Genomic DNA, 20282 nt, shown 5'->3' with positions numbered 1-20282 from the left:
ATTAGAGATTGGCATGCTCACGCTTGGTGTAGGTCTTGCGCTTCTCAATCAGCTTGTTCAGTGCATCCAGGTAGGCTCTGGCACTCGCTTCCAGAATATCGGTGCTAAGTCCGCGGCCCTGCGCAGCAACCTCGCCTTGCGAGAGCACGACATGTACCTCACCCTGAGCATCCTTACCTCTACTGACGGCTTTGATCGAGTAATCGCCAAGTGTGACTTCTTCCCCTGTAGCCTGGTCAATGGCATTGTAGATTGCGTCGACCGATCCGTTGCCTTCGGCAACCGCCACAATCGGCTGCGGGTCCTGGCCGTGAATAATCACCTTAGCGGTTGGAGTAGCCTCATTGCCATACGTAACATAGATCGTCTGCAGGCTGAAGGTCTCCGGCGTATCGATCAGCTTCTCTTCCAGAAGCGCTAGGATATCCTCGTCCGAGACTTCCTTTTTCTTATCTGCGAGATCCTTGAATTTGGCAAAAGCGGCATTGACCTCTTCCTCAGAAATGTCATAGCCCAGATCACTCAGCTTATCGCGGAAAGCGTGACGGCCGGAATGCTTGCCAAGCACCAGCTTACTTTCTTTGAGGCCAATCGTTTCGGGCGTCATAATCTCATAAGTGGTCTTCTCCTTCAGCATGCCATCCTGATGAATCCCGGATTCATGGGCGAAAGCATTGGCGCCGACAATCGCCTTGTTGCCCGGAACAACCATTCCTGTCAGCTTGCTGACGAGACGGCTGGTACGGGAGATTTCGGACAGGACCAGAGAGGTCTTGGCACCGAAATATTCACTGCGGGTCTCAAGCGCCAGAGCGACCTCTTCAATCGCTGTATTGCCGGCACGTTCCCCGATCCCGTTAATTGTCCCCTCAATCTGGTCTGCACCATTCTGAATGGCAGCGAGGGTATTGGCAGTAGCCATCCCCAGATCATTATGACAATGGGCGCTAAGCTGTACCCGCTCGATATCCGGCACCGTATCCTTCAGGAATTTAAAGATGGCTCCATATTCCGCCGGATTCAAGTAACCGACTGTATCTGGAATATTTACTACATTCGCACCCTCACGGATCGCCATGGAGACCATTTCGGCCATGAATTCACGCTCGGTGCGTCCGGCGTCCTCCAGGGAGAATTCCAGCTTGGGAAAATACTTCTTAGCATAGCGGATCGCCGATTGTGCCGTTTCCAGCACCTGTGACTTCTCCATGCGCAGCTTATGCTGACGGTGTATCGGCGAGGTTGCCAGGAAAATATGAATGCATGGGTCCTGTGCCCCCTGCAGCGCTTCCTTGACCGCATCAATATCGCTCTCTCTGGAACGCGACAGACCGATTACAGTGACATTCTTGACCGCTCTGGCTACTGCATTCACCGCAGCCAGATCCCCCGGCGAAGCGGCAGGGAAGCCTGCCTCCATCCGGTCAATTCCCAGCTTCTCCAGCTGATAAGCGATTTCTACCTTCTCACGCGTATTGAGGTTCACACCCGGCGACTGCTCTCCGTCACGCAGCGTCGTGTCGAACACATAAATTTTCCGCATGCTGAGCACCTCCTGAAGATTGTCCATAAACCCTCAAATGCGGCCCGCAAAATTACGGCCGCATCTGAGGGTTATCTATGGTTCATTGTATTTAGTAAGTATATGACTCTATTTCTTAATCCAGTGCATCATTTCACGCAGCTGGCTGCCGACCACTTCTACCGGATGAGCGGCTTCGTTGCGGCGGGTAGCGGTCAGGAAGGCACGGCCGGATTGGTTCTCAAGGATAAAGTCGCGGGCGAATTTACCTTGCTGAATATCGGACAGTACTTCTTTCATTGCTTTCTTGGTCTCAGCAGTAATGATGCGTGGTCCAGTTACATAGTCACCGTATTCCGCAGTGTTACTGATGGAATCGCGCATGCTGGACAATCCGCCTTCATATACCATGTCAACGATCAGCTTCAGCTCATGCAAGCACTCGAAGTAAGCCATCTCAGGAGCATATCCGGCTTCAGTCAATGTCTCGAAGCCAGCCTTGATCAGTTCGGACACACCGCCGCAGAGGACAGCCTGTTCACCGAACAGATCCGTTTCCGTCTCTTCACGGAACGAGGTCTCGATCACTCCGGCACGGGTACAGCCGATGCCTTTGGCATACGCCAGACCGATAGCCTGTGCATTGCCGGTTGCATCTTGCTCAATAGCGATCAGGCCGGGAACGCCGAAGCCTTCCACATAAGTACGGCGAACCATGTGTCCCGGGGATTTAGGAGCTACCAGCAGCACATCGGCATCCTTAGGAGCTACGATTTGGCCGAAATGTACGTTGAAGCCGTGGGAGAACATCAGAGCCGCACCATTCTTAAGGTTCGGTTCGATATCGTTCTTATATACAGAGGCCTGTGTTTCGTCCGGCATCAGGATCTGCACCACATCTGCACGGGATACCGCTTCTGCTACAGACAATACTTCAAAACCGTCATTCTTGGCAGCTTCGAACGATTTGCCTTCACGCAGTCCGATTATCACCTGAAGACCACTGTCACGCAGGTTCTGTGCCTGGGCATGTCCTTGGCTACCGTACCCGATTACCGCAATTGTCTTTCCTTTCAATACGCTAAGCTCTGCATCCTGTTCATAGTACGTTGTAACTGCCATTGTCAAAATCCTCCTTTAATTTGGGACCCATCGTAAAGAGCGGGTGCTTCAAAAACACGTTGCATATTAGTCTTACTATATAATGACGTGTTCCTCAAGCCCCCGCTCTTTCGCGGGCAAGTCTAAGCGAATATCAATAAATTAATGCACGCAAGCAGTAATTCGTTAAAGCTGTAAAATGTGACGATCAGGCATTCCCGCGAATCATCGCCGTGACTCCGGTCCGGGACAGCTCCTTAATACCATAAGGCTTCAGCAGCTCGATCATTGCATCAATCTTGGTGGTATCCCCAACTACCTGTACAAGCAGGCTGGTTGAGCCAATATCTACTACAGATGCACGGAAGGTTTCGACGACGCCCATAATCTCCGGCCGTTCTGACGGCTCTGCCTTCACCTTAATCAACGCCAGCTCCCGGGCTACCATTGGTTTTGCGCCCAGATCCACCACCTTGATTACATCGATCAGCTTGTACAGCTGCTTCTCAATCTGCTCCAGGGTATGCTGGTCACCCAAGGTTACAATTACCATCCGGGACAATCCGACCTCTTCGGATTGTCCTACCGTAATACTCTCAATATTGAAGCCGCGGCGGCCGAATAATCCGGATACCCGCTGCAGCACACCAGGCTGGTCATTTACGAGCACAGCAATCGTATGTCTCATCACTGTTATTCATCCCCCATCAGCATTTGATCAATGGTAGAGCCTTGAGTTACCATCGGGTAGACATTCTCATCCTTTGGAACAACGAATTCTACCAGGACGGGTCCAGGTGTTTCCATGGCTTCTTTCCAGGCCGCGCCGGCTTCTTCCTTGTTGGTTGCCCGCAGTCCCTTCACACCGTAAGCTTCAGCCAGCTTTACAAAATCCGGACTTCCCGCGAGATCAGTATAGCTGTAACGCTTCTCATAGATCAGGTTCTGCCACTGGCGGACCATTCCGAGCACCTGATTGTTGATGACAACAATTTTGACCGGAATCTTATTGATCGCACAGATGGCAAGCTCCTGGGAACACATCTGCATTCCGCCGTCACCATTAATGGAGACTACGAGCCGCTGCGGATGGGCCATTTGCGCCCCAATCGCCGACGGGAAACCGAAGCCCATAGTTCCAAGCCCCCCCGAAGTAATCCATGAACGCGGATGGTTGAACTTGTAATATTGGGCAGCCCACATCTGATGCTGGCCTACGTCTGTAGTCACAATCGCTTCACCATTAGTGGTGTCATTAATCATCTGGATAACCCATTGCGGCTTCAGCTCTGTCTCCGAATCCTTGTAGCGATACGGCTGGTCCAGCTTCCACTGGGCAATCTGTGTTCTCCAGGCATCGGCCTTCGAGGCGCGCTTCACATCCGGGATCAGCATTTCCAGAACAGTCTTCACATCGCCGACAATGGGGATATCAGTTGCAACATTCTTGCCGATCTCGGCCGGATCAATATCGATATGCACGATCTTCGCTTTGGGAGCGAAGCCGTCCAGCTTGCCGGTTACGCGGTCATCGAACCGGGCACCGATGTTAATCAGCAGATCGCATTGCTGAATGGCATTATTGGCTGTATATGTGCCGTGCATCCCCGGCATTCCCATCCATAACTCTTCGCCGCTCGGGTAACACCCCAAGCCCAGCAATGTAGTTGTAATTGGAATCTCCGTGCGTTTCACGAATTCATACATAGACTCATGCGCTCCAGAGTATATGACTCCGCCGCCTGCAATAATAATCGGACGCTCCGCTGCATCGATAGCCTTCACCAGCTTATCCAGCTGCAGCTTATTGGGAACCGTGCGCGGATTGTAGCCGCGAAGGTTAACCCCCTGCTGTTCTGCCGGAGTGAACAATGTCATCGCCGCCGATACATCCTTCGGAATATCGATCAGTACCGGACCCTTACGTCCTGTATTCGCAATATGGAAGGCTTCATGAATAATACGCGGCAGGTCCTCAACATCCCGCACCAGATAGCTGTGCTTCGTAATCGGCATCGTAATCCCGGTAATATCCGCTTCCTGGAAAGCATCTGTACCAATCAGGCTGGAGAATACGTTACCGGTGATGACCACCAGCGGAACCGAATCCATAAAAGCTGTAGCGATTCCCGTCACCAGATTGGTTGCTCCCGGACCTGAAGTGGCAATACATACGCCAACCTTACCGCTTGCTCTGGCATACCCGTCGGCCGCATGGATCGCTCCCTGCTCATGGCGGGTCAGAATATGGTTGAAATCGTCAAATCCATACAGAGCATCATAGATATAGAGTACAGCCCCGCCGGGATATCCAAATACAGTATCTACACCTTCCAGTACAAGACTGCGCAAGAGGACTTCGGAACCCGAAACCACCTCTGGATTTTTCCATTTCTCACGTAACTGCTCTATCGACCGCACTTCTTCCGGTAATTGCGCGCTCATCAGTATTCCTCCCTTCGATCATTCACATGCATTATTCAAATGACAGGACGCCCTTATCAACAACCCTTAATATTAGCGAACAGGCCCTATTTTCTCCCTATTCAACAAAAAAACCTTTCGCCTCCCACGCGCAGAAGAAGCGCGTGAGGGACGAAAGGTTTAGCTTCCGTGGTACCACCCATGTTTGCATTACATCTCGCGATGAAATGCCTTATCAGGATACAAAAATCCATCGATGTAGGCAGGGCCCAAATCTTCGTAACCTGAAGTCCCTAACGCGGACCAAACGATTCCCCCTAATAATTCCACCGCTCTTGCTGATGGACCTTTCAGGGAAACAGCTCCGAGGTGAGCTCGTATATAAGGGATTCTGGTGGAGGTTGCAGCAATTCCTCTCACTCTCTGAACAAAAGAGCCCTTAAAACTTCGTCCTCATCATTGCCGATACATGTATGCTCGTTAAATGTTTAGACACATTATATGATTCCTCACACGGTTAGTCAATACCCCTCTGCGAGTTATACCTTAAATTCTTCATAAAATCTTGTTCTATTCTTGCCGGAACGCCCACACCACCCGGGGCATATGATGTACGACAATGCGTGGAAAGGGGGCAATATTTATGATTCGTTACCGCAGACCCAGGCAGGATGACACGATTATTTATGACTTGATTGAAAAGCAGCTTGTCCCGTTATCTCATCTTCCGCAGACGATCATTAATCAGGTCAGGAAGGATCTGCCCCGCCGCCTGGGACAGGGAGTCACACTTGTTGCTTGTCCCGACTACGAAAGCGATCCGCTGGGGTTCGTGCATTTTCTGCTGCATGGCGATTTGTTATACATTGATATGCTCGCTATTGCCCCGGGAGCAAGGCGTAAACGCTACGGTAATATGCTCATGGACAGGGCAGAGCGGTTTGCACTATCCCGTGCATGCCATAGAGCGAAGGTCTCCGTAGATACCGGAAATACCGCTGGCCTGGCCTTTTATGAAAAACTGGGCTACAGCGTAGCCCGTTATCAACCGCAAAATTACTGCTATGAGCTTGAGAAACAGTTCCGTTGATGGAGCAGGCAAGCTCTAAGACTTAAAAGAAGCCAATCGGCGGAATGCCATAACCAGGACCGGGGCCATAGCCTCCATAAGGGCCGGGAACAGGACCATGGCCATAACCATAACCGCCCCCGTAAGGAGCCCCGCCGCCATAGCCGTAGCCATAGCCTCCGCCGTAACCGTAAGGAGCCGTACCGATGGCCAGCAAATCAAACAACACAAGTGGAATCAATGCCTTGGTTTGTACTTTTTTACTACTGATACGCTGCAAGATCAGCCGGTTGCCTGAGATGCGGACCAGTTTGCCCGTCACCTTGGACCCGTCTTTTTTTACCGCCACGATATGTTTACCGATCAGCTTTCTCACTTGTTGTTTAGTAACCGGGTGTGTCATAATATCCCTCCTGTAATTGTTTCTTAACAGTCTATTCGCCTCACCCGGTATTTGCCTGTACATCCGCCCGCCTCAGGGCTTGAAGTATCCGCAGCTGCTGCCTGCAAATTTTCAAAAAAAAGCGCATTTCCGGAATCCGGAAATGCGCTCTGTTCAGTACTTAGTATGGTATTGCTGATGGCCTAGCGTTTGCTAGGATCGTAAGGCTCACCAAGCGCCTTGGGCGCCGAGGAACGGCCCACTGCACTCACCAGTACGATAATGGTTAACACATAAGGAATCATGAAGATGAACTCTTGCGGAATGCTCTTGGACCATTCAAACAATTGTACATAGTTGCGGATCGCCTGGGAGAAGCCGAAGAATACAGCTGCACCGAACGCACCAAGCGGGTTCCACTTCCCGAAGATCATCGCTGCAATGGCAATGAAGCCTTGACCCGAGATCGTATTATGGGCAAACGTACCGGTAGTGGTCAACGTAATGGTGGCTCCGCCGATACCTGCCAGCAGTCCGCTCAGCATGACGCCGATATATCTCATCTTGTTAACGTTGACCCCCAGGGTGTCAGCCGCACTCGGATGTTCACCAACCGCGCGCAGCCGGAGCCCAAACGGAGTTTTGAACAGGACGAAATAAATGACGATTACTAATATAATCGCTAAATAGGTGGTGGGGTATGAGTTGAATATCCCTTCTCCGATAACCGGAATCTTGGAGAGTCCAGGAATTGCCATTTTACTGAAGCCGTCGATCAGCGGAGTTTCGCCTGAGCCTTCGAAGAACAGCTTAACCATGTAAAGCGTGCTGCCTGCGGCCAGGAAGTTAATAACCGTACCACTTATCGTCTGATCAGCCTTGAAGGTAATCGCAGCCACAGCATGGATCAGTGAACCGATTACGCCTACAGCCATGGCACAAAGCACACCGACCCAAGGAGCCCATTCGCCCATGCCTGCATCTTGAGCATAATAACCGCCTACGGCAGCTGCAAAGGCACCAAACATCATTAAGCCTTCAAGTCCGATATTCACGACACCGGATCGTTCAGAGAAGATGCCGCCGAGGGAGGCAAATATTAGCGCTGTGGAAAAAACAAGCGTCGTATTGAGCAGTTGGCCTAAGACTACGAAGTCCATCTATAACACCTTCTCTTTCTTGCGCTTGAAGTAAAACGGTTTGAGCACCCAGCGTACAATGCCTTGCGCAGCGATGAAGAATATAATCGAACCGATTACAATACGGATCAGCTCCGGCGGCACATCCGCACCAAAGCTCATGCCTGCCGAGCCGTACGTCAGCGTGCCGTATAGAATGGCAGCAAGAATGACACCCAGCGGATGGGTCAGTCCGAGCAGGGCAACAGCGATACCGTCGAATCCATAACCGGGTGAAGCTGCGAATACCGATTGATAATGGAATACGCCCAGTACTTCACCAGCGCCTGCGAGGCCTGCGAACACGCCGCTGATGAACATGGCCTTCACTACATTACGTCCAACATTCATTCCTGCATACTCAGCAGCATGCGGATTTAAGCCTACTGCACGCATTTCGTAACCCTGCTTGGTCTTCCACAGATAGACATAGAAGAAGGTGGCTGCCGCCAGAGCAATCACAGTTCCCCAGTGCAAGCGGGCATTATCAAAGGTGGAGAAGAGGAAGGTCATGGAGAGAGAAGCCGGATTATCCTCCGACCGGTTCTGCCCCTGCAGAAGCAGGAAGGTCCGGACAATATAATTCGACAGGAAGAGCGCAATCCAGTTCAACATGATCGTTGTAATAACTTCATTAATTCCGCGCTTGGCCTTCAGATATCCGGCAATACCGGCCCATAGCCCGCCGCATACAGCAGCCGCTATGACCGCAAGCGGGACTAACAGGAAGGAAGGCAATACCCCGCCAAGCTTAATGCCGACAACAGACGCAGCCGTCATCCCGATCATGACCTGTCCGTCCGCACCGATGTTGAACATCCCTGAGCGGAAGGCAAAGGCTACGGCCAGACCCGTCAGCATCAGCGGAGTCATCTCGCGGATCGCCTCACCGAAATCGTACGGGCTGCCGAACACACGCTTGAACAGCGCAGAGTAGGCGGCGATAGGATCGTAACCGCCAAACAGCATGACAATAGCACCCACCAGGAAGCCCAATAGAATCGCTACAAGCGGAACGATATAGCTGTCTGTTGCGAATATTTTCCGGAGTCTAGACATCCGCATGACCTCCCCGCTTCAAACTGCCCGCCATCATCAGACCCAGTTCCTGGTCATTCGTATCCTGCGGGAATACTTCTCCGACAATCTGGCCTTCATAAATAACGGCAATCCGGTCAGACACATTCATGATTTCATCCAATTCAAAAGAAATAAGCAACACAGCCTTGCCTTGGTCCCGCTGGGCAATAAGCTGCTTTTGTACAAATTCAATCGCCCCGACATCCAGACCGCGTGTTGGCTGTGCGGCAATCAGAAGAGTCGGATTTTTGTCTATTTCCCGCGCAATAATCGCTTTTTGTTGATTACCGCCGGATAAGGAACGGGCTTTGTTCTCTATGGACGGTGTACGCACATCGAACTGCCTTACCAGGTCTTCGGCATGTTTGTTAATGACATCTGTGTTCAAGAATCCATTTTGGTTGTACGGACTCTTATAATACGTCTCCAGAACCATGTTCTCACTTACAGTGAAATCCAGCACCAGACCATGCTTGTGACGGTCCTCCGGAATATGGGAGACATTCATTTCAGATACCTTACGCGGTGACAGATTGGCAATCTCCTTACCGGAGACCTGGATCGAACCTGAATCAATCTTACGTAGCCCGGTTATGGCCTGAATCAGCTCACTTTGGCCGTTACCGTCCACACCGGCGATTCCGAGAATCTCCCCCGCCTTCACTTCAAAGCTCAAGTTATTCAGCACAGGCACGCCATCCTTGCTCTTGCTGCTGACATTAGACAGCTTCAGGATGGTCTCGCCAATATGCGGTGTCTGCTTGTCCACTTTGAACGTAACTCCGCGTCCGACCATCTTCTCGGCCAGCTCATTCGGATTGGTACCGGCAGTCTTCACCGTATCAATTACCTTGCCGCGGCGGATAATCGTGACACGGTCGGAAATCTGCATAATTTCCTTCAGCTTATGCGTGATCAGGATAATGGATTTACCTTCAGCAACGAGCCGCTTCATAATCGCCATCAGTTCCGTAATTTCCTGCGGCGTAAGTACAGCGGTAGGCTCGTCGAATATAAGTATATCCGCTCCGCGGTACAGGGTTTTCATAATTTCTACCCGTTGCTGCATGCCTACCGAAATGTCATGAATTTTGGCATTTGGATTGACTTGGAGCCCGTACTGCTCAGATAGCTTACGAACCTGCTCCGCAGCGGATTTATAGTCAATTTTAAGACCTTTCTTCGGTTCCATGCCCAGAACAATGTTCTCGGTGACCGTAAAAGGATCAACAAGCTTGAAATGCTGGTGAACCATACCAATGCCAAGCTCAATAGCTTTATTGGGGTTATCAATAATAACCGGTTTCCCGTCGATTTCGATGCTGCCTTCATCGGGCTGGTACAGTCCGAATACGATATTCATCAAGGTCGATTTGCCTGCCCCGTTCTCACCAAGCAGCGCATGGATCTCCCCTTTTTCCAGCGTCAGACTAATAGAGTCGTTCGCAACGATACCGGGAAAGCGTTTTGTGATTTGCTTCAACTCTACGACAGGAGCCGCAGCACTCATGGAATCACCCTCATCACAGAATATATATAATATTGCCTTTTAGACACGGCTGTACCGCCCCACACAAGGACGGTACAGTTGTGATTGTCTATAACAGATGCTGACAGAGAACAAGGCCAGTACTTGAACCGGCCCTGCTTCGTCGTTATGTTAAATCGGGTAAAGCTGAAGCAATGAATTACTCGGCAGGAACAACGATTGTTCCATCAATGATTTGCTTGCTGTATTCGTCAACCTTAGCCAGAATATCTGCGCTAACGTTAGCTTTGGATGTTTCAGGAAGGCCTACACCGTTGTCTTTCAGACTAAGAACAGTTGTAGTACCGCCTTTGAAAGTACCATCAACAACCTGCTGGGAAACCTTCTTAACCGCTTCGTCAACACGTTTGATCATGGAAGTCAGGGTTACATCATCGCCAAATTCCAGAGACTGGTCTTTGTCAACGCCAATAACCCATACTTTAGTACCGCCGGCTTTGTTGCGGGATTTCGCTTCGTTGAATACGCCGTTGCCTGTCGCGCCTGCAGCAGGGAAGATAATGTCGTTGCCGGCATCATACAGCGTTGCAGCCAGGGATTTACCAGTATCAGGCTTGTCATAAGCGCCAGCATAAGTGATAGTTACTTTTGCATTAGGGTTAACTGCTTCTACTCCGGCTTTGAAGCCCACTTCGAAACGCTTGATAACCGGGCTTTCCATACCGCCGATGAAACCTACTTTGTTGGTTTTGGTTGTCATACCTGCAACTACACCTACCAGGAAGGAGCCTTCATTCTCGGCAAAGGTTACAGATTCAACGTTAGGGGCATCTACTACACTGTCGATGATCGCAAGGTTAGCATTCGGGTTCTCTTTGGCAACCTTCAGCACTGCATCGCCAAGGTCGAAGCCGATTCCCCAAGTCAGATCATAGCCGCCTTTAACGAACTGGTTAAGGTTTGGCTCGTAATCTGCATTGGATTTACTCTGAAGATATTTAATCTCAGCGCCGAAATCCTTTTCCATAGCCTGCAGTGCTTCCCAAGAAGACTGGTTAAAGGACTTATCGTTAACTCCGCCTACGTCAGTTACAAGGCCCAGCTTGACAGCCTTAGGAGCCTCAGTTTGTGCCGGCGCTTCTGTTGCAGCTGCGTCTGTTGGTGCATTAGTTGCTGTTCCAGCATTGGAGCCGGAATTAGCGCTGTTATTGTTACCGCATCCTGCCAGAATGACAGTGAAGGCCATAACCATAACCAAAGATAGTTGGTAAAACTTCTTCATCGAAAGTGATCCCCCTTAGTAAATTGGATGTCTTCTGTGTTCTGCTTTGGACATACCATTAGTACAAATTATACCTGCAAAAAAAGCTAAAATCCAGTCTATTAATGACCTCAGGTCAATAATAATTTGCATTTTTCAACAAGAAATCGCTTACCATGACGCGATATGTTACTTTTGTGTCTGTTATATGTTAGAAAACCTCAAAATGTAGCTTATGGCTCCAAGTGCATTAACATTATTATTGCACAGGGAAGGCTTTTCTATTATCATGTATGATTACATCTTGTACGCAAAGGGAGTTACTGAAAATGGAACAAGAACACACACCACAAGCTGCACCTGACTTCAAATACTGTCATGAATCCCGCGTATTTAAAACCGGCCGTGTCTTCCCGAATGATGTCAACAATCACAAGACACTGTTCGGCGGCAAGCTGATGAGTACCATTGATGAAGTGGCCTCTATCTCCGCCATGCGCCATTGCCGGGTCAACGTGGTAACGGCTTCGGCTGACTCTGTAGACTTCCTCCTGCCGATCCGGCCGACGGATTCCGTCTGCTTCGAATCCTTTGTCTCCTGGACAGGCCGCACCAGCATTGAGGTGTTCGTCAAGATCATCTCCGAGAATCTATACACAGGCGAACGCGCCGTTGCTGCTACTTCCTTCCTGACCTTCGTAGCCATGAATGAAGACGGCACTACAGCTCCTGTTCCAGCCATCGTGGCCCAGACCGACGAAGAGAAGCTGATCTGCCAGTCAGCGGACGAGCGGTCCGCCCTGCGCAAGCTGAGACGTTCCAGCAGCAAGAAACTCGCTTCACTGCTTAGTACAACGAAATACTGGGAATAGCCGTCCATCCGGCGGTTCCCACCGCGCAAAAAAGCACCGTCACACGGGAGAACCCGCAGGCGGTGCTTTTCGGTTTATAGCATCTTACGCGTTGATCTTCTCTTTGGCAACAACAGCCAGGGAGTTGAAGGCGTTCAGATCATTCACTGCCAGATCAGCCAGCATCTTACGGTTCACTTCTACACCAGCCAATTTCAGGCCGTATACAAGCTTGCTGTAAGACAGACCGTTCAAACGGGCTGCAGCATTGATACGAACGATCCACAGTCTGCGGAAGTTACGTTTCGTCTGACGACGGTCACGGTATGCGTAAACCATCGATTTCATTACTTGCTCTTTAGCTGTTTTGAAAATGCGGTGCTTGGAACCGAAGTAACCCTTTGCCAGCTTCAATACTTTTTTATGTCTACGACGAACTACAAATCCGCCTTTAACTCTTGCCATATTAATAAACCTCCCAAAAATGTGTGATTAACTATTTCAAGTTAGCGAGTCCTTGTTTCAAACGTCTTACATCCCCAGGGGCCATTACCGGATTGCCGTTCAATACGCGTTTTGCACGTTTCGATTTGTGGGACAGCAAGTGGTTCTTGTGAGCTTTGTAACGCAATACTTTACCAGTTCCAGTGATCTTGAAGCGGCCTTTCAGGCTGCTATGTGTTTTCATTTTAGGCATGGTGTTTCCTCCTTGAATATTATGCGGCGCCAGATTGCTATGCAAGTGACTCCAGGATTATTGGGGCTTCGGAGCCAGAATCATAATCATGCTGCGGCCTTCCAGCTTAGGCTGGCGCTCTACAACAGCAATTTCTTCTACTTCGCTCTTCACGCGCTCCAGGATCTTCTGGCCGATACTAGCGTGGGTAATCTCACGGCCGCGGAAACGGACGGAGCACTTCACTTTATCGCCTTCGCCCAGGAACTTAATTACATTGCGGAACTTGGTCTGATAATCATGTTCCTCAATGTTTGCACGGAACCAGACTTCCTTGAGATCCACGATCTTCTGGTTCTTGCGGGCTTCCTTCTCTTTCTTCTGCGTTTCATAACGGAACTTGCCGTAATCCATGATGCGGCATACCGGCGGCTTCGCCTGCGGTGCTACGTTGACTAAATCCAGATTAAGATCGATCGCCATTTGTAACGCCTCGCGGATCGGCTTGATCCCGATTTGTTCACCCTCTGCTCCGACCAGCCGAACCTCTTTGGCACGAATTTCATCATTGATCATATGTTCCTTACTGATAATCCTCCACCTCCGAATAATTTTCAGATAATATATTACGGTTCTCCATAAAAAAGGGATGCCGGTAATTCCCCGACACCCCGTTTGATCAACGTTCATGAATTGTAACCATTCATAAAGCATTGAGATCAAAACCAGCAGGCTGTTAGCCAGTCAGGTGAGAAGCCGGTGCTTCTGCTTGCAATCCCTATGTTTTGCACACTTGAATACTATACATCATCAGACCTAAGGTGTCAACACCTTCTGAAATTATTAATTTACAGTGCGGATTATGAAACCTGCTTGCTCTGTACTTCTTCCAGCCGGACTACGCGCGTATGCTTGGTATGACTCCACTGCTTGTTGTTCTGCGTGAAGAACGCATAAAACGTAATGGGATACCACGAGAGCAGGTAGACCGGGAATACCAGCAGGTACAGATAGACCTTCTTGAACTTCACCCGTTCCAGCGCCATAGCCAGCAGGAAGGTCAGAATGTTCGCGCCTACGGCAAAATACCCGAGCCACAGTGGCAGATGTCCGTAAATATTCGCAATATGCGGACCGTCGAACACAGCATTATCCACAAACATTACGGCAGTCATCAGGAACGTAAGCAACACAATGTATACGTTCGCTCCGTACAGTGCCAGGTCGAACTTGGTCAGGCTGCGCTCCTTGATCCCCTGCCACAGCAGCGGGAAGAAGTAACGGCGGGCCACGGTGAAATGTCCCTGCATCCAGCGCAGACGCTGTCTGGAGGAAGCCTTGAAGGTAAGCGGCTTCTCATCGAATACTTTGGCATCATAATTAAATCTTGGATATACGCCCTTGGAGGCGCTGCGCATGGTGAATTCCAAATCCTCCACCAGACTGGTTGCGCCCCAGCCCATTTCCTTCAGCAGGTTCGTCTCGAAGCACATGCCTGTTCCGCCGAGGAAGTTGGCCATCTTCAGATTATGGCGTGACAGCTGCCACAGCCGGTTGATGTACCAATAGGATACTCCGTAAGCAGCCGTGATCCAGGAATCCTCCGGGTTCTTCGTATCGATGTACCCTTGAATGACCCGTCCGCCTGAACACAGATCGTTGTTCATCTCTGTCAGGAACTCTGTATGCGCAAGGTTATCGGCATCGAACATGACAACAGCGTCATACTGGCGGGGCAACGCCCACAGCTCCTTCAGCATCCACTCAATGGCATAGCCTTTACCGCGCAGGTTACTGTTAGTACGTACACAGGCATTCATGCCGTGCTCCCGTACAATCGCAGCTGTATTGTCCGTGCAATTGTCGCAGATGACAAATACATCGTACAGTTCCTGGGGATAATTAAGCTGCTTCAGGTTTTCCATCAGTGCGCCGACCACTTCTTCTTCGTTATGCGCGGCAACCAGTACAGCAAATGACTTCTGCGGCGCATGCTTAACCTTATTCTTATTCTTGCGCAATCCAAACAGTGAGAATCCAAACTGATAAACTGCAATTGCCGCCAAGATCACTTGGAGCGAAACAAATAATGCGTCTGTCATGATCTTTTGATGCCCCCTTTTTCCAAGTCTAGATGTTTTTCTCTCTCTGGCTTGTTAACGTTCTATCTGACCCTTTTGTTTCATCCCTTACTGTAGACTTAGGAATTTCCCCTTAGTTTCGGGCAGGATTCCGATTGTATTATGTCACGTTACACAAGATATGAATAAGGATTCCAGTGTACTGGCTGGCTCCTTATTTCTCTGTTACCTTATAAACGCGATCTTCCTGCTTGAATCATTGTAGTCGCTTTGGGGCTCACAAGTCAAAAGAGACATTTTTCGAGCGGACCCGAGCTTTTTCTTGAACGGGCTACCTTAAAAAAGTATGATAAAGACAGCTTCAGGCCGTGAAATCTGCTGCTTAAGCTGCGCCAGAACTCTTTTAGCCGGACTATCGGAGGGACATGATATGAGACCTTTATTCAAGAAACTGCATCTCCTGGAGCAGCGGGTGTTTCAATGGATTAACGGACGGATGCACAATCCGTTTCTGAACTTCTGGCTCTTCTACCTCACTCATCTCGGAGGTGCAACAAGTGCGATCGGCATCAATCTTCTGGTCTGGGCAGTATGCCCGCAGCCATGGAGAACTACAGGGCTGCAAGCGCTGGCCGCGCTGGCGATAAGCCATGTGCCCGTCGCTATCGCCAAAAAGCTCTACCCGCGCCTGCGGCCTTATCTTGCCCTGCCGGACACCAATACGTTCCGTAATCCGCTTAAGGATCATTCTTTTCCTTCAGGCCATACGACTGCTATCTTCGCCTCAACGGTTCCTTATATGATAGCCTACCCTGTCCTGACTGCGGTTCTGCTTCCTCTGGCCTGCACAGTCGGCTTCTCCCGGATCTACCTCGGGCTGCATTATCCGTCTGATGTCCTGGCTGGAGCGGTCATTGGGTCTGGAGTCGCAGCCGGTACGCTTGCCCTTTGGATATGATGCCTGAGGGGCGTCCGGCCAGTGAATACCTCTAGGGAACAGGTGAACTATACATTGCGCAAAAAAAGAATATTATTGCTGTCGGAGGGCTTCGGTGCCGGGCATACGCAGGCTGCATATGCGCTGTCGAGCAGCCTGCGGAAGCTGTCTCCGGAGGTGCAGACCAAGGTGCTGGAGCTGGGGAGCTTCCTGAATCCCAAGATGGCCCCGCTCATTGTCTCGGCCTACCGCAAGACGGTCACCTCCCAGCCCCGGCTGATGGGCTATGTGTACCGTCACCAGAAATCATTCAATCGTCTTACCACACTTGCCCTGCACCACTTGTTTTATACGCATGCCCAAAATATTGTGAAGCAGCTGAAGCCGGACATTATCGTGTGTACCCACTTCATTCCCGGTGCTGTTATCTCACGCCTGAAACGGCTTAACCCGCCGCTCAAGGCCCCGCTGATTACGGTCATTACGGATTATGACGCCCATGCCAGCTGGATCAGCCCGCAGGTCGACCGCTATCTGGTATCCACCCCCGAGGTCAAGGCGAAGCTGCGCCGCTGGGGCGTTGCCGCCCTCAAAGTCCGGGTAACCGGCATCCCTGTGCACCCGAGCTTCTGGGAGCAGCACGGCCGGGAAGACATTCAAGAGCAGTTCAAGTTGTTGAATATTCCAACGGTCATGGTTATGGGCGGTGGATGGGGCATGATGAATGACGAAGTAGTGAACGCGGCTCTGGCCGGATGGCGGGACAAGGTGCAGATTGTGTTCTGCCTCGGCCAGAACGACAAGCTGCTGCAGGAGATGCAGCAAGACCCGCAGTTCAGGCATCCCAACATCAGGCTACTGGGCTTCACCCGGGAGATTGACAAGCTGATGGAGGTTTCCGACCTGCTGGTCACCAAACCGGGCGGCATGACCTGCAGCGAAGGCTTGGCCAAGGGCATTCCGATGCTCTTCCACTCACCGCTGCCGGGCCAGGAAGAAGAGAACTGCCGTTACTTCACTGCCGCCGGCTTGGGGGAGCCGATCAGCTCTCTCGATGTAGTTGACCGGTGGATGAAGCGGCTGCTGAATGATTACGGGAATGTCCGCGCGGCGCGCAAGGCCCATCTGGAGGCTATCTCCAGGTACAACCCGCTGCAAAGCGCCCAAAGCATTATTGATATGCTGGATAAACCGCGCGCAGAACAGGGAAAGTAGAGAACTCAAGTTGGAACGCAAAAGGCAGTCCGGTATGAACGAGCCGGACTGCCTTTTGCTGTAATAACCGGTAATCCAGCCTAGAGCCGGTACTTGTCCAGACGGGTGGCCTGATATTGCTTCAGCGCCTCATCTCCGACAATCGCTTCGCAGCGGTGAATGTTCACGCCGCGGCCATAGAACTTGGTCTCATATTCGGTCATTACATGCTCTTCGTTGATCACGCCGCCCTCATGCAGGTCAAGGGAAATATTCTTCATCTGCAGACCGTAGTCCGCAAAGGCATTTAACGAGAATTCAAACAGGCTGCGGGAATCCGTCTTCAAATGAATCTCGCCGAGCGGACTGAGCAGTCCGCGGTATTTATCCAGAAAACGCGGATGGGTCAGACGGCGGCGGGCATGCTTGCTTTTCGGCCAGGGATCACTGAAGTTGAGATAGATCCGTTCCAGCTCCCCCGGAGCGAACACTTCCTCCGCGTAATCGATATTGGCCAGGGCCACTCTCACGTTCGGCGGCGTCTCTTCACCTGCCGGCTCCCATACATTCCGGGCCTTCTCGGCGGCGCGCCGCACCAGCTCGTCATACATATCCACGCCGATGAAATTAATCTCCGGGTATTTGAAGCTCATTTGACTGATAAACTGCCCCTTGCCCATTCCAAATTCCACATGAATCGGATGGTCATTGCCGAACAATTCGGACCAGCGCCCCTTCAGGCTGCGTGGTTCCAGGATGACCAGATCGGTCTGCTCCTCAAGACTTTCACGTATTCCTTTTCTTCCGCGTAAACGCATAGGTATTCCTCCGCTTATCTCTTATTGCCTTATCTTTGAATAGGATAAATGCCACTTGCAATATTGTGCCGAACTTACCGGCAAAAGTAAAGGGATTTCAGCAAAAGAAAAGGAACTTCCGTCCCGCCCCTGTTAGGACTGGTCGAAAGTTCCGTGCGTGTTGTATCTGCATTACCGGCCCGCCGTTCAGCGGACTGCCATTTATTTATCGAACTCGAAGGTCTTCTCGAACGCATTGCGGATCTTCCGCTGCGCTTCTGTCTTGATCTTGTGGTTGCCGTTGAATTCTACGCCTGTCAGGGCGAGAGCTTCATCGGGAGTCAGCTGCACATCAATCGAACCTTTGTTATCAGCAAATACCGTTGGAGAATTCATCGTTATCACCTCTAAGGTTTAGTATGGACCGGACGACACGAAATTATGAATTCAAGCATATGATTGTGGTTGCTGCAGCGGCTTTTTTAACACTTTAAATATAACATAATGTGTAAGCATTTTCAAGCCAAATGGCGGTAATTCACAGCCTATTTTCAGTTTTTTTTCGGCGGATTTCCGGGAGGGATTGTTACGTTCATCACGGATTTTTGATACAATGGGAAGGTTAATGAAAGGAGCTGCACATGTCTAATCTTCAACAGGCCTCCTCTCCGCTTCTGTGGGGGGATAAACGGTTCCATACCTGGAACTACGAAATGCGCGGGCAGATGGATACCAAGGTGTTCAAGGTCATGCTCGATGCGGGCTTCACCTGTCCGAACCGTGACGGTACCATCGCCAAAGGAGGCTGTACGTTCTGCAGTGCCAGAGGGTCAGGCGATTTCGCCGGAAGCCGCCGGGATGATCTGGTCACCCAATTCAACCATATCCGCGACCGCCAGCATCAGAAATGGCCGAATGCCAAATATATCGGCTACTTCCAGGCCTATACCAATACGTATGCTCCCGTCGAGGAGCTAAGGGAATATTATGAAGTCATTCTGCAGCAGCCCGGGGTTGTCGGCCTGGCCATTGCCACCCGGCCGGACTGCCTCCCGGATGATGTAGTCGAGTATCTCGCGGAGCTGAACCAGCGCACGTATCTATGGGTGGAGATGGGGCTTCAGACCATTCATCAGTCTACCTCGGATCTGATTAACCGCGCACATGATACCGCCTGCTATACTGAAGCTGTTGCCAAGCTCCGGCGGCACGGCATCCGTGTGTGTACCCACATCATTCACGGGCTTCCGCAGGAAACGCATGAGATGATGCTGGAGACTGTAGCTGCTGTAGCTAATATGGGGGTTCAGGGAATCAAAATCCACCTGCTTCACCTCATGCGCAAAACGCCGATGGTGAAGCAGTACGAAGCCGGGCTGCTGAGGTTCCTGGAGCAGGATGAGTATGTGAAGCTCATCGCCGATTCGCTGGAAATTCTGCCGCCGGACATGATTGTCCACCGTTTGACCGGCGATGCCCCGCGCGATGCTCTGATCGGCCCGATGTGGAGCCTCAAGAAGTGGGAAGTGCTGAATGCCATTGACCAGGAACTGGTTGCCAGGGACACCTGGCAGGGTAAGTACTGGAGGAAGGGCTGATGGGCTTCCTCTCTGTCCTTAGCTTCGCCCATAAGCTGACCGCTGAGCGGCTCTCGCCGGGCGGACGGGCTATCGACGCCACCCTGGGCACCGGCGCCGACACCCTGTTCCTCGCCAGGGCGGCCGGGCCGCGCGGCGGGGTGTACGGGTTCGACATCCAGCCGCAGGCGCTGGCTCTTGCCGGCGAGCGCCTGCGGCTGGCCCGGGAGGAAGCGCCTGCTGCGCTGGCTCCCGTGACGCTGCTGCAGCAGAGCCATGCAGCTATGGCTGAAGCCGTTCCGCCCACTTGGCGCGGAACGGTCTCGGCGGTGATGTTCAACCTCGGCTATCTGCCTGCGGGCGATGCCGATAAGACCATCATCACCGAACCGCCAAGCACGCTGGCCGCGCTGGAGTCGGCACTTGCGCTGCTTCGCCCGGGCGGGATCATCACGGCCGTGCTGTATCCCGGCCACGAAGGCGGCGGCAGCGAAGCCGCCGCTGTCGAAGCCTGGGCCGCCGGACTGGCCCAGCACGACGCGCAGACCATCGTGTACCGGCAGCTTCAGCGCGAGTCTGCACCATATGTTGTAGCTGTAGAGAAGAGACAAAGGGGCTAACACCTGAAGACAGTGAGCCCCTTGTAACTGAAGATCATCTTAT

At 51.4% G+C, this 20282-nt stretch carries 21 protein-coding genes; 6 read left to right on the top strand and 15 right to left on the bottom strand.

Going from position 1 to position 20282, the window contains the following annotated elements; all coding sequences use genetic code 11:
* Position 1: 1 nt before the first annotated feature.
* The 4 genes from NST04_RS29775 to ilvB all read right to left on the bottom strand — a co-directional run bounded on the left by NST04_RS29775 (position 2) and on the right by ilvB (position 5068).
* Entirely contained in the window at positions 2 to 1543 is a 1542-nt protein-coding gene (locus NST04_RS29775; RefSeq protein WP_340756026.1) for a 2-isopropylmalate synthase, read from the bottom strand.
* A 108-nt stretch (positions 1544 to 1651) separates the two neighbouring features.
* Complete coding sequence (ilvC, locus tag NST04_RS29770; protein WP_341187467.1) at positions 1652 to 2644, bottom strand: ketol-acid reductoisomerase; 993 nt, start codon at positions 2642 to 2644, stop codon at positions 1652 to 1654.
* Between the two features lie 187 nt (positions 2645 to 2831).
* Complete coding sequence (ilvN, locus tag NST04_RS29765) at positions 2832 to 3311, bottom strand: acetolactate synthase small subunit (protein ID WP_036696181.1); 480 nt, start codon at positions 3309 to 3311, stop codon at positions 2832 to 2834.
* A gap of 5 nt (positions 3312 to 3316) precedes the next feature.
* Positions 3317 to 5068, bottom strand: a complete 1752-nt coding sequence (gene ilvB, locus NST04_RS29760; protein ID WP_341187466.1) for a biosynthetic-type acetolactate synthase large subunit — start codon at positions 5066 to 5068, stop codon at positions 3317 to 3319.
* 622 nt (positions 5069 to 5690) lie between these two features.
* On the opposite strand from ilvB, the gene NST04_RS29755 reads away from it, so the two are divergent.
* The gene (locus NST04_RS29755) at positions 5691 to 6137 is read left to right on the top strand and encodes a GNAT family N-acetyltransferase (RefSeq protein ID WP_341187465.1); all 447 of its coding nucleotides are present in this window, start codon (positions 5691 to 5693) and stop codon (positions 6135 to 6137) included.
* Between the two features lie 22 nt (positions 6138 to 6159).
* Here NST04_RS29755 and NST04_RS29750 read toward each other — a convergent pair whose 3' ends face one another.
* The 5 genes from NST04_RS29750 to NST04_RS29730 all read right to left on the bottom strand — a co-directional run bounded on the left by NST04_RS29750 (position 6160) and on the right by NST04_RS29730 (position 11527).
* Positions 6160 to 6519 carry a hypothetical protein gene (locus NST04_RS29750; protein ID WP_341187464.1) on the bottom strand — a complete coding sequence of 120 codons (360 nt, stop codon included), beginning with the start codon at positions 6517 to 6519 and terminating at the stop codon, positions 6160 to 6162.
* Between the two features lie 182 nt (positions 6520 to 6701).
* Positions 6702 to 7658: an ABC transporter permease gene (locus NST04_RS29745; protein WP_341187463.1), complete on the bottom strand. Its 957-nt coding sequence runs from the start codon at positions 7656 to 7658 to the stop codon at positions 6702 to 6704.
* The gene (locus NST04_RS29740) at positions 7659 to 8735 is read right to left on the bottom strand and encodes an ABC transporter permease (protein WP_341187462.1); all 1077 of its coding nucleotides are present in this window, start codon (positions 8733 to 8735) and stop codon (positions 7659 to 7661) included. It abuts the gene before it with no gap.
* The gene (locus NST04_RS29735; RefSeq protein WP_341187461.1) at positions 8728 to 10266 is read right to left on the bottom strand and encodes an ABC transporter ATP-binding protein; all 1539 of its coding nucleotides are present in this window, start codon (positions 10264 to 10266) and stop codon (positions 8728 to 8730) included. Before NST04_RS29735 ends, NST04_RS29740 begins: the two co-directional genes overlap by 8 nt.
* Positions 10267 to 10444: 178 nt before the next feature.
* Positions 10445 to 11527, bottom strand: a complete 1083-nt coding sequence (locus NST04_RS29730; RefSeq protein ID WP_341187460.1) for a BMP family lipoprotein — start codon at positions 11525 to 11527, stop codon at positions 10445 to 10447.
* 308 nt (positions 11528 to 11835) lie between these two features.
* Here NST04_RS29730 and NST04_RS29725 point away from each other — a divergent pair, with 308 nt between their 5' ends.
* Positions 11836 to 12378, top strand: coding sequence for an acyl-CoA thioesterase (locus tag NST04_RS29725; RefSeq protein ID WP_036696107.1), 543 nt, complete (start codon positions 11836 to 11838; stop codon positions 12376 to 12378).
* A gap of 84 nt (positions 12379 to 12462) precedes the next feature.
* Here the strand turns inward: NST04_RS29725 and rplT are convergent, their stop codons facing one another.
* From rplT to NST04_RS29705, 4 genes are all read right to left on the bottom strand, one after another.
* Entirely contained in the window at positions 12463 to 12822 is a 360-nt protein-coding gene (gene rplT / locus NST04_RS29720; protein ID WP_036649386.1) for a 50S ribosomal protein L20, read from the bottom strand.
* Between the two features lie 31 nt (positions 12823 to 12853).
* The gene (rpmI, locus tag NST04_RS29715) at positions 12854 to 13054 is read right to left on the bottom strand and encodes a 50S ribosomal protein L35 (RefSeq protein ID WP_036696104.1); all 201 of its coding nucleotides are present in this window, start codon (positions 13052 to 13054) and stop codon (positions 12854 to 12856) included.
* Between the two features lie 57 nt (positions 13055 to 13111).
* Positions 13112 to 13609: a translation initiation factor IF-3 gene (gene infC / locus NST04_RS29710; RefSeq protein WP_036696103.1), complete on the bottom strand. Its 498-nt coding sequence runs from the start codon at positions 13607 to 13609 to the stop codon at positions 13112 to 13114.
* Positions 13610 to 13893: 284 nt separating this feature from the next.
* The gene (locus NST04_RS29705; RefSeq protein ID WP_341187459.1) at positions 13894 to 15135 is read right to left on the bottom strand and encodes a glycosyltransferase family 2 protein; all 1242 of its coding nucleotides are present in this window, start codon (positions 15133 to 15135) and stop codon (positions 13894 to 13896) included.
* A gap of 409 nt (positions 15136 to 15544) precedes the next feature.
* On the opposite strand from NST04_RS29705, the gene NST04_RS29700 reads away from it, so the two are divergent.
* Both NST04_RS29700 and NST04_RS29695 read left to right on the top strand, forming a co-directional pair.
* Positions 15545 to 16072 (top strand): phosphatase PAP2 family protein, encoded by a 528-nt coding sequence (locus NST04_RS29700; protein WP_036696099.1) that lies wholly within the window; start codon positions 15545 to 15547, stop codon positions 16070 to 16072.
* A gap of 54 nt (positions 16073 to 16126) precedes the next feature.
* Entirely contained in the window at positions 16127 to 17266 is a 1140-nt protein-coding gene (locus NST04_RS29695; RefSeq protein ID WP_341188085.1) for an MGDG synthase family glycosyltransferase, read from the top strand.
* 80 nt (positions 17267 to 17346) lie between these two features.
* On the opposite strand, the gene trmB is transcribed toward NST04_RS29695, so the two are convergent.
* Both trmB and NST04_RS29685 read right to left on the bottom strand, forming a co-directional pair.
* Entirely contained in the window at positions 17347 to 18063 is a 717-nt protein-coding gene (trmB, locus tag NST04_RS29690; protein WP_076160578.1) for a tRNA (guanosine(46)-N7)-methyltransferase TrmB, read from the bottom strand.
* A 201-nt stretch (positions 18064 to 18264) separates the two neighbouring features.
* Positions 18265 to 18438: a hypothetical protein gene (locus tag NST04_RS29685; protein WP_179090500.1), complete on the bottom strand. Its 174-nt coding sequence runs from the start codon at positions 18436 to 18438 to the stop codon at positions 18265 to 18267.
* Between the two features lie 245 nt (positions 18439 to 18683).
* Here NST04_RS29685 and NST04_RS29680 point away from each other — a divergent pair, with 245 nt between their 5' ends.
* Together NST04_RS29680 and NST04_RS29675 are read left to right on the top strand one after the other, a co-directional pair.
* A complete protein-coding gene (locus tag NST04_RS29680) occupies positions 18684 to 19640 on the top strand; it encodes a TIGR01212 family radical SAM protein (RefSeq protein WP_341187458.1) in 957 nt (318 codons plus the stop codon).
* On the top strand, positions 19640 to 20239 hold the full coding sequence (locus tag NST04_RS29675) for a tRNA (mnm(5)s(2)U34)-methyltransferase (protein ID WP_341187457.1): 600 nt from the start codon (positions 19640 to 19642) through the stop codon (positions 20237 to 20239). Before NST04_RS29680 ends, NST04_RS29675 begins: the two co-directional genes overlap by 1 nt.
* Positions 20240 to 20282: the final 43 nt, after the last annotated feature.

Source organism: Paenibacillus sp. FSL H7-0756, assembly GCF_038006765.1.
In the GTDB taxonomy this organism is placed as follows: Bacteria; Bacillota; Bacilli; order Paenibacillales; family Paenibacillaceae; genus Paenibacillus_AQ.
The sequence above is the reverse complement of the archived record's forward strand: the minus strand, read 5'-3'. Positions and strand labels throughout refer to the sequence as shown.

Bases quoted from the DNA above. Each gene is read 5' to 3' on its own strand.
- NST04_RS29685 (WP_179090500.1), bottom strand. From the start codon at position 18,438: ATGAATTCTCCAACGGTATTTGCTGATAACAAAGGTTCGATTGATGTG.
- ilvB (WP_341187466.1), bottom strand. From the start codon at position 5,068: ATGAGCGCGCAATTACCGGAAGAAGTGCGGTCGATAGAGCAGTTACGT.
- NST04_RS29675 (WP_341187457.1), top strand. From the start codon at position 19,640: ATGGGCTTCCTCTCTGTCCTTAGCTTCGCCCATAAGCTGACCGCTGAG.
- NST04_RS29725 (WP_036696107.1), top strand. From the start codon at position 11,836: ATGGAACAAGAACACACACCACAAGCTGCACCTGACTTCAAATACTGT.
- NST04_RS29680 (WP_341187458.1), top strand. From the start codon at position 18,684: ATGTCTAATCTTCAACAGGCCTCCTCTCCGCTTCTGTGGGGGGATAAA.
- rpmI (WP_036696104.1), bottom strand. From the start codon at position 13,054: ATGCCTAAAATGAAAACACATAGCAGCCTGAAAGGCCGCTTCAAGATC.
- NST04_RS29705 (WP_341187459.1), bottom strand. From the start codon at position 15,135: ATGACAGACGCATTATTTGTTTCGCTCCAAGTGATCTTGGCGGCAATT.
- trmB (WP_076160578.1), bottom strand. From the start codon at position 18,063: ATGCGTTTACGCGGAAGAAAAGGAATACGTGAAAGTCTTGAGGAGCAG.
- ilvN (WP_036696181.1), bottom strand. From the start codon at position 3,311: ATGAGACATACGATTGCTGTGCTCGTAAATGACCAGCCTGGTGTGCTG.
- NST04_RS29750 (WP_341187464.1), bottom strand. From the start codon at position 6,519: ATGACACACCCGGTTACTAAACAACAAGTGAGAAAGCTGATCGGTAAA.
- NST04_RS29730 (WP_341187460.1), bottom strand. From the start codon at position 11,527: ATGAAGAAGTTTTACCAACTATCTTTGGTTATGGTTATGGCCTTCACT.
- infC (WP_036696103.1), bottom strand. From the start codon at position 13,609: ATGATCAATGATGAAATTCGTGCCAAAGAGGTTCGGCTGGTCGGAGCA.
- NST04_RS29700 (WP_036696099.1), top strand. From the start codon at position 15,545: ATGAGACCTTTATTCAAGAAACTGCATCTCCTGGAGCAGCGGGTGTTT.
- ilvC (WP_341187467.1), bottom strand. From the start codon at position 2,644: ATGGCAGTTACAACGTACTATGAACAGGATGCAGAGCTTAGCGTATTG.
- NST04_RS29755 (WP_341187465.1), top strand. From the start codon at position 5,691: ATGATTCGTTACCGCAGACCCAGGCAGGATGACACGATTATTTATGAC.
- NST04_RS29745 (WP_341187463.1), bottom strand. From the start codon at position 7,658: ATGGACTTCGTAGTCTTAGGCCAACTGCTCAATACGACGCTTGTTTTT.
- NST04_RS29775 (WP_340756026.1), bottom strand. From the start codon at position 1,543: ATGCGGAAAATTTATGTGTTCGACACGACGCTGCGTGACGGAGAGCAG.
- NST04_RS29735 (WP_341187461.1), bottom strand. From the start codon at position 10,266: ATGAGTGCTGCGGCTCCTGTCGTAGAGTTGAAGCAAATCACAAAACGC.
- rplT (WP_036649386.1), bottom strand. From the start codon at position 12,822: ATGGCAAGAGTTAAAGGCGGATTTGTAGTTCGTCGTAGACATAAAAAA.
- NST04_RS29740 (WP_341187462.1), bottom strand. From the start codon at position 8,735: ATGTCTAGACTCCGGAAAATATTCGCAACAGACAGCTATATCGTTCCG.